This window comes from Streptomyces hygroscopicus subsp. hygroscopicus (assembly GCF_030269125.1).
GTDB lineage: Bacteria > Actinomycetota > Actinomycetes > Streptomycetales > Streptomycetaceae > Streptomyces > Streptomyces hygroscopicus_C.
On the sequence record NZ_BSSM01000011.1, the window covers coordinates 221,732 to 234,997 of the forward strand.

11 protein-coding genes and 1 pseudogene are annotated in these 13,266 nt (G+C 73.5%); 4 read left to right on the forward strand and 8 right to left on the reverse strand.

Annotated features, from left to right (window positions below; genetic code table 11):
* Nucleotides 1-25 precede the first annotated feature (25 nt).
* Nucleotides 26-526, forward strand: a complete 501-nt coding sequence (locus tag QSK45_RS24380; RefSeq protein ID WP_285560321.1) for a MarR family winged helix-turn-helix transcriptional regulator — start codon at nt 26-28, stop codon at nt 524-526.
* Here QSK45_RS24380 and QSK45_RS24385 read toward each other — a convergent pair.
* Nucleotides 469-1,407 (reverse strand): helix-turn-helix domain-containing protein, encoded by a 939-nt coding sequence (locus tag QSK45_RS24385; protein ID WP_285560323.1) that lies wholly within the window; start codon nt 1,405-1,407, stop codon nt 469-471. The genes QSK45_RS24380 and QSK45_RS24385 overlap by 58 nt on opposite strands.
* 204 nt (nt 1,408-1,611) lie before the next feature.
* On the opposite strand from QSK45_RS24385, the gene QSK45_RS24390 reads away from it, so the two are divergent.
* Complete coding sequence (locus tag QSK45_RS24390) at nt 1,612-3,045, forward strand: MFS transporter (protein WP_285560325.1); 1,434 nt, start codon at nt 1,612-1,614, stop codon at nt 3,043-3,045.
* Between the two features lie 278 nt (nt 3,046-3,323).
* Here QSK45_RS24390 and QSK45_RS24395 read toward each other — a convergent pair whose 3' ends face one another.
* The 5 genes from QSK45_RS24395 to QSK45_RS24415 are packed head-to-tail and all read right to left on the reverse strand — an operon-like array spanning nt 3,324 to nt 8,639.
* Nucleotides 3,324-4,199 (reverse strand): carbohydrate ABC transporter permease, encoded by an 876-nt coding sequence (locus tag QSK45_RS24395; protein WP_285560327.1) that lies wholly within the window; start codon nt 4,197-4,199, stop codon nt 3,324-3,326.
* Nucleotides 4,196-5,152 (reverse strand): carbohydrate ABC transporter permease, encoded by a 957-nt coding sequence (locus QSK45_RS24400; protein WP_285560329.1) that lies wholly within the window; start codon nt 5,150-5,152, stop codon nt 4,196-4,198. Before QSK45_RS24400 ends, QSK45_RS24395 begins: the two co-directional genes overlap by 4 nt.
* Entirely contained in the window at nt 5,146-6,462 is a 1,317-nt protein-coding gene (locus tag QSK45_RS24405; RefSeq protein WP_285560331.1) for an extracellular solute-binding protein, read from the reverse strand. Before QSK45_RS24405 ends, QSK45_RS24400 begins: the two co-directional genes overlap by 7 nt.
* A complete protein-coding gene (locus tag QSK45_RS24410) occupies nt 6,459-7,436 on the reverse strand; it encodes a GNAT family N-acetyltransferase (protein WP_285560333.1) in 978 nt (325 codons plus the stop codon). Before QSK45_RS24410 ends, QSK45_RS24405 begins: the two co-directional genes overlap by 4 nt.
* 30 nt (nt 7,437-7,466) lie before the next feature.
* Nucleotides 7,467-8,639, reverse strand: a complete 1,173-nt coding sequence (locus QSK45_RS24415) for an exo-beta-N-acetylmuramidase NamZ family protein (RefSeq protein ID WP_285560335.1) — start codon at nt 8,637-8,639, stop codon at nt 7,467-7,469.
* A 151-nt stretch (nt 8,640-8,790) separates the two neighbouring features.
* Here QSK45_RS24415 and QSK45_RS24420 point away from each other — a divergent pair, with 151 nt between their 5' ends.
* Nucleotides 8,791-9,315: a hypothetical protein gene (locus QSK45_RS24420; RefSeq protein ID WP_285560337.1), complete on the forward strand. Its 525-nt coding sequence runs from the start codon at nt 8,791-8,793 to the stop codon at nt 9,313-9,315.
* Nucleotides 9,316-9,708: 393 nt separating this feature from the next.
* Here QSK45_RS24420 and QSK45_RS24425 read toward each other — a convergent pair whose 3' ends face one another.
* Nucleotides 9,709-10,392, reverse strand: coding sequence for a glycerophosphodiester phosphodiesterase (locus QSK45_RS24425; protein ID WP_285560339.1), 684 nt, complete (start codon nt 10,390-10,392; stop codon nt 9,709-9,711).
* Between the two features lie 33 nt (nt 10,393-10,425).
* A pseudogene (locus QSK45_RS24430) lies at nt 10,426-11,569 on the reverse strand (adenosine deaminase).
* An 880-nt stretch (nt 11,570-12,449) separates the two neighbouring features.
* Here QSK45_RS24430 and QSK45_RS24435 point away from each other — a divergent pair.
* The gene (locus QSK45_RS24435) at nt 12,450-13,196 is read left to right on the forward strand and encodes a DUF4190 domain-containing protein (protein ID WP_285560342.1); all 747 of its coding nucleotides are present in this window, start codon (nt 12,450-12,452) and stop codon (nt 13,194-13,196) included.
* The last annotated feature ends 70 nt before the right edge of the window (nt 13,197-13,266 follow it).

Sequence of the window (13,266 nt, forward strand, 5' to 3'; positions counted from 1 at the left end):
ATCCGTGGAAGATACAATGGAAGCCATGCAGCCCGATCCCATCGCCGCCATCGTCGAACAGTGGAAACGCGAGAGGCCCGACCTCGATGCGACACCGATGCTCGTCATCGGCCGGCTCTTCCGGCTGACCAGCGCGCTGGACCAGCGGCTGCGCCCGCCTTTCGGCGCCGCGGACCTGGGGAGCGGCGACTTCGACGTGCTCGCGGCGCTTCGGCGTTCGGGGGCGCCCTACGCCCTGTCCGCAGGCGAGTTGAGCCGTACCGTCCTGGTCACCACCGGCGCGATCACCAAGCGGGTCGACCGGCTCGAAGCCCGTGGCCTGGTCGGCAGGTCGGTGGCCCAGGGCGATTCGCGCGGACGTCTCATCACCCTCACCGCCGAGGGCGTCGAACTGACCGACGACCTCATCGCCGTCCACCTGGACAACCAGCGACGGCTCCTCGCCGGGCTCACCGAGGACGAGCGGACTCAGCTCGCCGACCTGCTGGGACGACTCGCCCTCACGCTCGCCTCGGGCGACGACTGAACCCCCGGGAGCGCTCCGGCGGGCCTCGTGCCGGCCGACGGCACGAGGAGCCGCAGGCCCGCCTCCGAACTCGTGCCGACCCGGGCCGAGTAGGCGATCATCCGCTGGTCGGCGACCCCGGGCACCAGCAGGCTCTGGAAGGAGAGTTCCAGCGAGCCGACGAGGGGGTGGTCGAACTCCTTGGTGCCTGCGACGCAGGTGCGCACCGGGTGGCGGGCCCAGCGCTCCGCGAACTCCTCGCTGTTCATGGTGAGTTCGCCGATCAGCTCGGCGAGCCGCTTGTCGTGGGGGTGCCGGCCGGCGACCAGCCGCAGTGAGGCGACGGCGAGTTGGGCCTCGTCCTGCCAGTGCGGGTAGAGGGCGCGGGTGCGCTCGTCCAGGAAGAGCATCCGGGTCAGGTTCGGGCGGCGTGCGGGGTCTTCGGGCGCGTCGAACTCCAGATGCGCGGCCAGGAGGAGATGGCCCATCGTGTTCCAGGCGAGGATGTCGTTGCGCCGGTCCAGGACCAGGGCCGGGGTCTCCGTGAAGGTGTCGATGAGCTGCCGGATGCCGGGCTCGGCGCAGGCGGTGCGCGGGGCCGGGGCGCGCCGGGGGCCGGTCCGGCCGGGCCGGGCGAGATCCATCAGGTGGCTGTGCTCGTCGGGGGTCAGGCGCAGCGTGCGGGCGATCGCGTCGAGGACCGAGTCGGAGACCTGCCGGGTACGGCCCTGCTCCAGCCGGGTGTAGTGGGTGACGCTGAGCCCGGCCGCCAGCGCCAGTTCCTCGCGGCGCAGCCCTGGCACCCGGCGCCGTTCCGCGAGCCGGGGGAGTCCGATCTCCTCGGGGGTGAGGGCGGCGCGGCGGCTGCGCAAGAAGTCGCTGAGTTCGGAGGAGTCAGGCATGCGGGGCCCTTCCGGTGCGTCCGGTGACGTGTGCCCCTCGTCCAACGGCGGGGGCGGCGGGGCCGTTCCCGCGTCGGGTGGTCATGCCGTGACCACCCACCGCGGGACCAGTCATCTTCGGGGTCTGGGTAGGCGCCGTACCCGGTCGCAGGATTCCTTCGGTCGACGCCGTCGTGGCGGTCGAAGCTTCTCGGAGGGAATCCCATGTCTGTTGTCGATGGTGTGGTGGAGGGGGCGGTCTCGGCCGGTCCCGGACCGGGGCGGCTGACGTCGCGGACGCGGCTGACGCTGGTGGTGCTGCTGGTGGCGCAGTTCATGCTGGCGGTCGACTTCTCGATCCTGAACGTGGCCTTGCCGGTGATCGGGCGGGGGCTCGGGTTCTCGCTGGCCGACCTGCAGTGGATCGCGACCGCGTTCGCGCTGTGCGCGGCCGGGTTCACCCTGCTGTTCGGGCGGGTCGCGGACCTGTTCGGGCGGCGCCGGCTGTTCCTGGGAGGGCTGGCCGTGCTGGGCCTGGCCTCGCTCGCCGGGGGCCTCGCGACCGGCCCTGAGATGCTCATCGTGGCCCGCGTCCTCCAGGGCCTGGCCACCGCGGCGGTCACCCCGGCCGGGTTGTCCCTGCTGACCACGTCCTTCCCCGAGGGCCCGCTGCGGCAGAAGGCGCTGGGGCTCAACGGCGCGCTGATGTCGGCCGGTTTCACCACCGGCGCCGTCCTCGGCGGGATCCTGACCGACCTGCTGTCCTGGCGGTGGTCGTTCTTCCTCAACGTGCCCGTCGCCGCGGCCGTCCTGCTGATCGCCCCGATGGTCCTGGCCGAGTCCCGCCCCTCGGACCGTCCCCGGCTGGACGTGCCCGGCGCGCTGACGGTCACCCTCGGCCTGCTCGCCGTCGTCCTCGGCTTCACGCGCGCCGGCGAGCACGGCTGGGGCGAGCCTGTCGCCCTGCTCGTCCTGGCCGTCGGCGCCCTGCTCCTGATCGCGTTCTACCTGATCGAACGCAAGGCCCCGGCCCCGCTGGTCCCCGTCGGGGTCCTGCACCGGCGCACCGTCGCGTGGGGCAACATCGCCGGCGTCCTCGCCTTCGTCACCGAGACGTCCCTGGTCTTCCTGCTGACCCTCTACCTCCAGCGGGTGCTCGGCTTCTCCCCGCTGGCCGCGGGCCTGTCCTTCGGCGTCCTGGGCCTCGGCACCGTCCTGGGCGGCACCCTCGCTCCCCGTGTCGTCGCCCGCACCGGCACCCGCGCCACCCTGATCACCGGCGCCCTCGTCCAGACCGTCGCCACCGCGGCCCTGCTCGCCCTGGGCACGACCGCCGGGAGCCTCGCCCTGCTGCTGCCCGCCACCTTCGTCGGCGGCATCGGCAACATGCTCCTCATCGTCGCCTTCATGATCACCGCCACCAGCGGACTCCCCGACCACGAACAGGGCCTGGCCACGGGGCTCGCCACCATGAGCCAGCAGATCGGCATCACGATGGGCACCCCGGTGATGAGCGCGATCGCGACGGGCGCCATGGCGACGACGACGGTCACGGGCGTCCTGCACGGCATCCGCGTCGCCGTGGCCGCCGACACCGCCCTGGTCCTGGTGACGGCGCTCGTCGGGGCCCTGTTCCTCCGCGCCCCCGCCCAGGAGTGAGCCGCCCGCCGGAAGGCACCGCCCGCCGCCGGAGCGGGACCGCGGCGGGCCTTCGGCAGCGACGGCCCCGGGAGCCGGGCACGGTGGGCGCGCCGGCTCCCGCGCCGCTGGTACGGCGCTCACCCGCCGGCCGGATGCTCGTCGGCACCGTGCTGCCGGACGAGACCCGTCCGGACGGCGACGGCGGTCGTGGGCACGAGAGCGCGCTCACCGGCGCGTCGGTCGACGTCCGTGCGACGACCTGGAGGCGGTGTCGTGGCCGAGGGAGCTGTGGGCGCTCACTTGAGGCCGCTGAGCATGACGCCCCGGAGGTAGTGCTTCTGGAGCAGGAGGAAGAGGACGAGGACCGGGAGGATGCTCAGGACCAGCGCGGCCATGACGACCGGCATGGTGCGGGTCGGGTCGACGTAGTCCTGGAGGAGCTGGATGCCCACCGGGAGCGTCATGACGTCCGGGTCGGCGGTGGAGACCAGCAGGGCCCAGATGTACTCGTTCCAGGCGTCCACGAAGGTCAGCAGGGCGAGGGTGACCAGGACCGGTTTGGTCTGCGGCAGGACGACGCGCCACCAGAGGGTGAACTCGCCCGCGCCGTCGAGGCGGGCCGCCTCCAGGATCTCGTCCGGGACGGCGATCACGAACTGGCGCACCAGGAAGATCCCGAAACCGTTGACGAGGAAGGGCATCGTGAGCGCCACGATGCTGACGGTCAGCCCCGCGCCCCCGCGCCCGAGCACGTCGTTGCCGCCCGCCAGGGGCCAGTGCACCAGGATCAGGAAGTGCGGGATGAAGAAGAGGAACGGCGGGAACATCATCGTCGCGAGCACCAGCCGGAAGACGAGGTCCCGGCCCCGGAAGCGGAGTTTGGCGAGCGCGTAACCGGCCAGGGACGACGTCAGCAGCACCGAGCCGGTGATCAGCGCCGTCGCCGCCACACTGTTGCGGAACAGCAGCGGCAGATCCAACTGGTCGAGTGCCGCCCGGTAGTTGGAGAAGTCGAACGCCTGCGGCAGAAAGCGGTACGGCAGTCTCCCGGACTCACCCGGCCCCTTGAAGGACGTCATCACCATGTCGAGGAACGGCACCACCATGAGCACCGCGCCGGACACGACCAGGAGGTACGACACCCACGGGAACCGGTGACGGCGACGGATCACGCGTCCTCCCCCTTGCGCCGGAACACCCACAACTGCACCAGCGTGATCACCAGCACCACCACGAACAGCACGAACGCCGCCGCACTCGCCGTCCCCCAGTCGCCGTACGAGAACGCCTGCCGGTACATCTCCAGCGCCGCCACCGCGGTCGCGTCGCCGGGACCGCCCTTGGTCATCACCGTGATCAGCGCGAACGACTGGAGGCCGGTGAGGAACTGGGTGACGCACACGAACAGCAGCGACGGCCGCAGCAACGGCAGCGTGATCCTGAGGAACACCGTGACCGGCCCGGCGCCGTCCAGCGCGGCCGCCTCGTGGTAGGACCGCGGGATCGACTTCAGTCCCGCCGTGAGGACGAGGACCGCCGATCCGACCGACGCCCACGCCTGGACGACCACCACCGCGGGCAGGGCCGTGTGCGGGTCCTGGAGGAAGGCGACCGAGCCGAGCCCGAGGGCGTTGAGGACTCCGTCGACCAGGCCGCCCGGCTCGTACATGTACTTCCAGACGTTGCCGACGGCGACCACGGTCGTGACCATCGGCAGGAAGTACAGCGTCCGCCACAGCCCCTGGAACCGCAGCCGGTCGATGCACGTGGCGACGAGCACCGAGCCCGCGAGCGCGATGACCACCGTCCCCAGGGCGAACAGCACGGTGTTGGTGAGGACCGGCGTGAGGAACGTCGAACCCGCCGCGAACAACGCGGTGAAGTTGTCCGTGCCGACCGGACGGATGTCCCCGAGGTCGAACCCGGTCCAGCGCGACACCGACAGCAGCAGGGCGAAGCCGAGCGGCAGGACCAGGAAGACCGCGAAGAACAGCAGGGCCGGGGCCAGGAAGAGGTAGCCGACGACCGTCTGGCGGCGCCGGGCGCGGGCGGCGAGGACGGGCCCCGAAGGCCGCAGGCGGGACGCCGGACGTTCGGCGCGCTCCGGCGCCAACGTGTTCACCATGGGCGCGCCACCTCCTGGTCGACCTGCCGGCGCGTGGTGCGCAGCGCCTCCCCGACCGACTGCTGACCGGTCCACAGTGCCTCGATGTTGGCGCGCAGCAGCGTCTTCGCCCGTTGCGCGCCCGGCACGTTCGGCTCCGGCACCGCGTACGCCAGCGCGTCCAGGAACGGCCGCAGATTCGGATCGCCGCCCCTGCCGAGCAGCGCCCGCATGTCGTCCGCCCGACCGGTGAGCGAGCCGACGGACACCTGGAGCGCGCTCATCCGGGTCACGCCTCTCGCACCCGTCCTCTCCGCGTTGAGCCAGCGCAGGAACTCCCAGGCCTCGCGCGGGTGTTCGCTGGCCGTGTTGACCCCCAGCAGGAAGCCGGTGGAGAGCGTGGCGGGCCGGTCGCCCGCCCGGGGCACGGGCACGGGCACGACGCCGACCTCCCGGTAGTCCGCGCCCATCAGCGGTTTCAGACTCCCGGTCCACCAGCCGGCGCTGATCACCATGGCCACCCGCCCGGAGGGGAACGCCTGGTAGACGTTGACCCCGGGCGCGCTCGCCCCGCCGGTGACCAGGCGGTGCTCCAGTTCGAACACCGATCGTCCGGCCGGCGAGTCGATCGCGGTGCCCCTGCCGTCCGGGGAGACGAAGGTACCCCCGGCCGCGTTCAGCAGGGCGAGCGTCTGGCCGACGGTGGTGGAGTCGTCGTACACCGACAGGCCGAACCCCTGGACCAGCGTGTTGCCGTACCGGTCCCGGCGGGTGGTGCGGTGCGCGGCGGCCTCCAACTCCGGCCAGGTGCGCGGGGGTCCGCCGACACCGGCGGCGCGCAGCAGCCGCGCGTTGTAGTAGAGGGCGTACGTCTGCGCCTCGGTGGGGTAGCCGTAGACGCGGTTTTCGACCGACGCGGCGCCGACCGCGGCCGCGCTGTAGCCGCGCCTGATCTCCTCGGCGTGCTCGGGCGGCGCGGGGCGCAGGACACCGGCGCGCACGAGCTGGCCGGTCCACAGGCAGTACGGCTGGATGATGTCGGCGCCCTGGCCCGCGGCCTGCCGGACCATGAAGGTGGTCAGCAGATCGGTGAACTCCACCGCCACGTTGCGCACCTTGACCCGGTCGTGCGTGGCGTTCCACTCGTCCACCGGGTCCTGGAGGGCCTTCTTCAGCGCCCCGCTGGAGTAATGGGAAAGCAGGGTGAGGACGATCGGGTCCCCGGGGCGCCCGGTGCCCCGGTGCGGCGCGGCGCATCCGGCGGTGAGCAGGGTGGAGGGGAGCGCGAGCGCGAAGTGCCGCCGGTTCAGGCCGCGCGCGGGCCGGGTCACCGGACGGGCTCCCGGCGCAGCACCCGGAACCGGCGGGTGGTGGTGAAACCGGCCGCGCGGTAGAGACGGCCCGCCGCGGACCGCTCGCCGGTCCACAGGAACCACGCTCCGTGCGCGCCGCCCGCCCGCATCCGCTCCAGGACCAGATGGAGCAGCACCGTGCCGAGCCCGGTGCCGCGCATCTCCTCCAGCACCCCGAACGGCCCGAACCGCTCGGCCCTCGACTCGTACGCCCCGTGCATCGCCCAGCCCACCAGCCGCCCCGCGGGCTCCCGGGCGACCACGATCCGGTCCAACGGGGTGCCCGCGGCCAGGCACTCCCGGATCGCGCGCGCCCAGTCCGGGTTGAAGCGGTTCCCGGCGAGCGCGATCAGCTCCACCAGGTCGTCGTCGGCCGGGGTGGTGAACCGGAAGCCCCGGTAGGTCAGTTCGTCCCGGCGCCGGGCCACGGCCTCCGGCATGCGGTGGCCGACGAGGGACCGGTCCATCGCCGCCGCCTCGTACAGCGTCCGGAAGCCGAGCGAGCCGAGGAGCTCCGCCGCCTCCGGGTAGGTCTCGGCGTCCAGTCCGGGAAGGAGGTAGTTCGGGGTGTACGAGGAGAAGTCCACGGTGGTACGGCCGTGCGCGCCCAGCCAGCCGAGGGCGTCGGTCAGCAGCAGCCGGCCGAGCCCCTGTCCGCGCGCGGCCGGGTCGACGAAGAAGAACGGGATCCATCCCTGCTCCGGTTCCAGGTCGGTGCCGCTCATCGGGGTCAGCCGACGCACCGCGTAGGCGGCGCCGGTCAGGCGCCCGTCGGTCACCGCGACGCGCAGGCCCTCCGGGTCGAAGTTGGCGTCGAGCAGCACGAGGGAGCGGAAACGGTCCGGGGTGATCGGATCGGCGGGCGCGCTCCGGCACCAGGCGGCCACGAGCGGCGGCCCGTCACCCGCTCTGAAGCCGCGGATCTCCGTTCCCGAGACGGGAGTTGATGTCATCGACGGGGTCGTCCTTCCCGGCGGGCCGGCTCAGGGGTACAGCAGCACGTCCTCGCCCGCCCACGCGCCCGGCGGCGCGGGCGGGTCGCACAGCGGCAGCGGGTCCCCGCCCGCGTCGACGACGCGCCGGAGCCGGTCGGAGCCCCAGAGCAGGTCGATGAAGTGCCCGCCGCCCGCGGTGCGGTGCCAGGCGAAGTCGTCCGGATACAGCCGCCGCAGTGTGGCGAGCATGGCGACGGCGGTGCGCACGGGCCGGAACGCGGTGCGGTCGCTGACATGGAGCTGGACCCCGCGCAGCCGCTTTCCGGCGTGCTCGTGGAAGGTCGGGACATAGTGCAGATCACGGAAGTGCACTCCGGGCAGGGCGAGTTCGGTGAGCGAGGGCGCGAACCGGGCGTCGAGGTAGGGGGCGCCGACGATCTCGAAGGGCTGGGTGGTGCCACGGCCCTCGGACAGGTTCGTGCCCTCGAAGAGGCAGGTGCCGGGGTAGACGAGGGCGGTGGCGGGGGTCGGCATGTTCGGGGAGGGCGCGACCCAGGGCAGGCCGGTGGCCCCCGCGTCCATGGCGCGCCGCCAGCCCCGCGCCTCGATCACCACCAACTCGGCCGGGGAGCCCGCGCGTCGCGGCACGGCCTCGACATTGAAGTACAGGGCGAGTTCGCCGGCGGTGAGGCCGTGCCGGACGGGGACCGGGACCCGCCCGACGAAGCTCGCCCACGCCGGGTCGAGCAGCGGACCCTCACTGACGAGGCCGCCGAGGGGGTTCGGCCGGTCGGCGACCACGAACCGCACACCGGTACGGGCCGCGGAGACCATCAGGTCGAACATGGTCCAGACGTACGTGTAGAACCTGGCCCCGACGTCCTGGAGGTCGTACACGAGGACGTCGACCCCACTGTCGGTCAGCAGCTTGTCGAGACGCTCCCCGTCGCAGCGGTACGTGTCGTACACCGGCAGCCCGGTTCCGGCTTCCGCGCCCCCGCCCTCTCCGGCCTGCCCGCTCCCGTCCACCCCGTGCTCGGGCGCGAACAACGCGACCAGCCGCACGCCCGCCGCCGCCAACGCGGGCGCGGACGGCCGCAGATCGGGCAGCACGCCGGTGTGATTGCCGACCAGCCCGACCCGCCCGGCCCCGACGAGACCCGGCGTCGCGCACAGCCGCGCGACCCCGGTCCGCACCGCGCCACGTCCGTCCGCGTTCATCCCTTGCCCGTCTGCCGGCGACCTCTCGAAACGGTGGTCCGAAATGTACAGGCATATAGGGGAGTTTGGTGTCATTGGCGGGCGGTCGAGGTCGGCGGCGGTCGCGGAGGAGTGGGTTTTGAACGCGTTCAATTAAGCGTACGCTCTTCGCATGAGCGACAGAGCCGCCCTCCTGAAGGGCATTCGCGGCTGGCTGGTCTTCTTCGTGGTGTGCCTCGTGCTCAGCGGGGCCACGGCCTTTCCGCTGGTCCATGAACTGCACTGGACGGAAAGCACGTTGAGGGCGATGGGGGTACCGGACCGGCTGCCCGGGTTGATGGGGTGGATCGTGCGGGTGCGGGACGGGCTCGACGCCGTCGACGAGAAGTACCCGTTCGTGCTGTACGGCACCGACTGGCTGGCGTTCGCCCATCTCGTCATCGCGGTCGCCTTCTACGGCCCGTACCGCGACCCGGTGCGCAACATCTGGGTGATCGAGTTCGGCATGATCGCCTGCGCCGGCATCATCCCGCTCGCCCTCGTCTGCGGCCCGGTCCGGGGCATACCGTTCTGGTGGAGCCTGATCGACATGTCGTTCGGCGTCTTCGGGGTGATCCCGCTGTACGTCGTCCGCGAGAAGATCAAGCGTCTGGAGGCGCTGACCCGTTCCGACGTCCTTGCCGCCACGGCCGTCTGAGGGCCGTGAGCACGATCAGCGGGGCTGACGGCGATCGTCGGTCCGCTCGACTCGCCGTCGGCGTCCGTGGCTCCGACCGGGAAGCGAGGGTACGCGCAGGACTCGATGCCGTGCGCGGCGATCCCGGCAGGCAGTTCCGGACCGGCCGGTCGAGGACGATCCGCCCGTCGCCCGTCGCCCGTCGCCCGTCGCCCGTCGCCCGTCGCCCGTCGCCCGTCACCCGTCGCCCGTCGGTGGGGGACCCCGGTGAGCGAGGCCCTCGTGGCGGCCGTGCCGGGACCCGCCGTGCGGTGGGGCGTCCCCGGTCTTCCGGGCAGGGCCGGCGCGGCCGGGCGGGGGCGGGGAGCCCGCGCGCGTCCCCGTGCCGCGCCGCCGCACTCACCGCGTCCGCCCCTAGAGGGAGCGCAGGCCGTGCAGGACGTCGATGCGGTTCGTCGTGATCGAGTCGACACCCAGCTCCAGCAGCCGGCGCAGCGAGCGCCGGGTGTCCGGCGTCCAGACGGAGACCAGCTGACCGTCGCGGTGGACACGGGCGATCAGGTCCCGGTCGACCAGGGGGAAGCGGTAGTTGAGCCAGCGGGGGGCGATCGCGGCCAGCAGCGCGGGGCGGGGCGGGGCCAGCGTCGTCCAGGTGAGGGCGATCTCCGCGGCCGGGTCGGCGGCGCGCACGGTGAGCATCGCCTCCGCGCCCGCGCTGTAGTACACCCGGTCCCCGGCGCCGCTCTGCCGGACCACGTCCAGGATCCGTACCATCGTCCGCCGGGTCACCGGCCCGCACAGGTCCACCATCACCCGGCTGTCACCCGTCGCCGAAAGCGCCTGCGCCAGCGTCGGCACCCGGCCGTCGGTGAGCCCGCGCACCTCCTCGGCGGACAGCCGGCTCAGCGGCCGTTCGACGCCCCACAGCCGTTCGAGCGTGTCGTCGTGCAGCAGCACGGGCACGCCGTCGCGGGTGAGCCGAACGTCGAACTCGACCGCGTCCGCGCCCCGGTCGAGCGCGGAACGCAGCGAGTCGAGGGTGTTCTCGCGGAAGCGGTAGGGGTCGCCGCGGTGGGCCACGGCGGTCACGGTCTGCATGGCCCCCATTGTGGTACCCCCTCGTGACGCGGCTCAGCCGTCCAGTCGGCCGGCGGTGTACGCGTCGATCTCCGCCGTGATCCGTGCCTTGCCCGCCGGGTCCAGGAAGGACGCCTCCACGGCGTTCTTGGCGAGGTCCGCGATGCCGCGCTCGTCCAGGTCGAGGAGGCGGGCGGCCACCGCGTACTCGTTGTTGAGGTCGGTGCCGAACATCGGCGGGTCGTCGGAGTTGATCGTGATCAGCACCCCGGCCCGTGCGAACTCCTTGATCGGGTGCTCGTTCAGGGTGCGGACGGCGCGGGTGGCGATGTTGGAGGTCGGGCAGACCTCCAGCGGGATGCGCCGTTCGGCGAGGTGGGCGAGCAGCGCCGGGTCCTGCGCGGAGCTGGTGCCGTGCCCGATGCGTTCGGCGCCCAGCTCTTCGAGGGCGTCCCACACCGACTGCGGCCCCGTGGTCTCGCCGGAGTGCGGCACGGAGTGCAGGCCGGCCGCGATGGCCTGGTCGAAGAACGGCTTGAACTGCGGGCGCGGCACGCCGATCTCGGGCCCGCCGAGCCCGAACGACACCAGGCCCTCCGGGCGGATCCGGTCGTCGGTGGCGAGCCGTACGGTCTCCTCCGCGGACCGCAGGCCGGCCTCCCCGGGGATGTCGAAGCACCAGCGCAGTACGGTGCCGAACTCGGCCTCGGCGCACTTGCGGGCGTCCTCGATCGCGGCCATGAAGGCGTGCTCGTCGATGCCGCGCCGGGTGGAGGAGAACGGCGTGAGGGTCAGCTCGGCGTAGCGGACCTGCTGGCGGGCCAGGTCGCGGGCCACCTCGTAGGTGAGCAGCCGGACGTCCTCCGGGGTGCGGATCAGGTCGACCACCGACAGGTACACCTCGATGAAGTGTGCGAAGTCGGTGAAGGTGAAGTACTCGGCGAGGGCCTCGGGATCGGTGGGCACCTTGGAGTCGCGGTGGCGCGCGGCCAGCTCGGAGACGATCCGGGGGGAGGCGGAGCCCACGTGGTGGACGTGCAGTTCGGCCTTGGGCAGTCCGGCGATGAAGGAGCGCAGGTCGCGGTCGGCTGTGCCGGCGGCGGGTACGGAGCTGTCGGTCAAGGGGTCCTCCCCGGAAAGGGCGCCGACGGGCCCTCGGGGGCGCGGCGCGGGTGATCGGCTGATCGTCACAGGCCATCGTAGGCGGGCGGGAACAGCGGAGGCGGCGAGGGCAGCCGCGGGGCCGGCGGGGTCTTCGGCGGGTGGCGGGCCTGGGCGGGAAAGAGGGGCGCGGAGTGGCCGCGGCCCGCCGACGTCGCCGCCCTGTTCCGCGCCGCCCCGCCACCGGAACCCGTCACGACCGCACCGCTCCACCGGGCCCGCCACGTCACCTCTCGCCCGCGTCGCCCCGGACCCGCCCCGGCCGCACCCCTCCCAGACCGCCGTCCCACCAGGGCCCGCCGTCCCCGGTGTCCCTTCCGCCCCGGCCGCTCCGTGGTGGGACCGGTGGCGTGGGAGGGGTGGGTCCTGGCGGCACGGTGGTGCGCGAGGGGGCCCGCGCGGGCGGTGGTGCGGGAGGGGAGAAGCGGCGGGCCGCGGTGGCCGGGTGGCGGGCGTGGCGGGTCCCGCCCGACGGCCTGCCGGCCGGGGATGCGCCGCGCGCCCTCCTGGCCTCGCTCCCGGAGCCGGCGTACACCGCGGTTCCCGACATGCTCGCGGGGCGCCACCCGCCGGACGCGTTCGCCGAGCCATGGCCCCCGGGAGGCGGCGGACCGGGTGGCGGGCACCAGGGCCGGCACCGGCCGGTCGGGGCTTCAGCGGCCGGCCGTCACCTCCCGCGGCAGCATCCCGGACCGAGGTCTGCCTCGGGGTCATGTGCCACCGCCCCGCCGGAGGCCGCCCGGCCGGACCCTGCTCCGCCCCTCGGGGGGAGGGGTGGCCGGGGCGGCCTCGTTCACGGGGTGGTGGGGGGGAGGAGGTGGTCGCGGGGCCCGGTGGCGGGGTGGCGGGACCGGCCGGTCGGGGCGGAGCGGGAAGGCCGTAGCATGGCGGCACGAACGACCGAGGGGGAAGTACGCGTGTCAGACGGAACGCAGTCGAGTGGGGCGGCCGGCGGCGGCCACGACCCGTGGGCGCCGCCCGAGCAGCGGCTGTCGCTGGACAAGAACCAGCCCACCGCACCGGGCGTGGGGCAGCCCCCGGTCCAGCCGCCGTCCGTGCACGACCAGGCCACCGTGACCGACCTGCCGACCGGCGGGTTCGCCCAGCCCGGCTTCGCCCCGCCCGCCCCGCCCGCCGGGGGCACCCCGGGCTTCGGCGCGCCGGTCCCGGCCCCGCCCGCCTTCGGCGCCCCCGGCACGGGTGACCCGGTGCCGCCCCCGCCGATCGCGCCCACCGGGCCCGGCGTACCCCCGGTGTCCGCGCCGCCCGCCGGCGGATACGGCTACCCCGGCTACCCGACGGGCAGCTACGGCTGGACCGGCATGCCCATAGCCCCGCAGAACGGCATGGGCACCGCCGCGATGGTGCTGGGCATCCTGTCCATCTGCCTGTTCTGCCTGTACGGCATCGCCTCCCTGATCCTGGGCATCCTCGCGGTGGTCTTCGGCGTCAAGGGCCGGCGCCGCGCCGAGCGCGGCGAGGCGACGAACCACGGGCAGGCCCAGGCCGGCCTGATCATGGGCGTCATCGGGATCATCGTCGGCGTCGCCGTGATGGTGCTGCTCGCGATCGGCATCACCGCCGCGATCAACGACGACTCGACCAACGACGACCCGTACTACGGCTCCCTCCACGCCGTCCCGTCGGTGGCGGCGGAGCGCTGATCTCACCCGGGGCCGCGCAGTCGGGCCCCGCTCCCCCTCCGGGGCGGACGCTCCGATCCCTGCCCGCCGG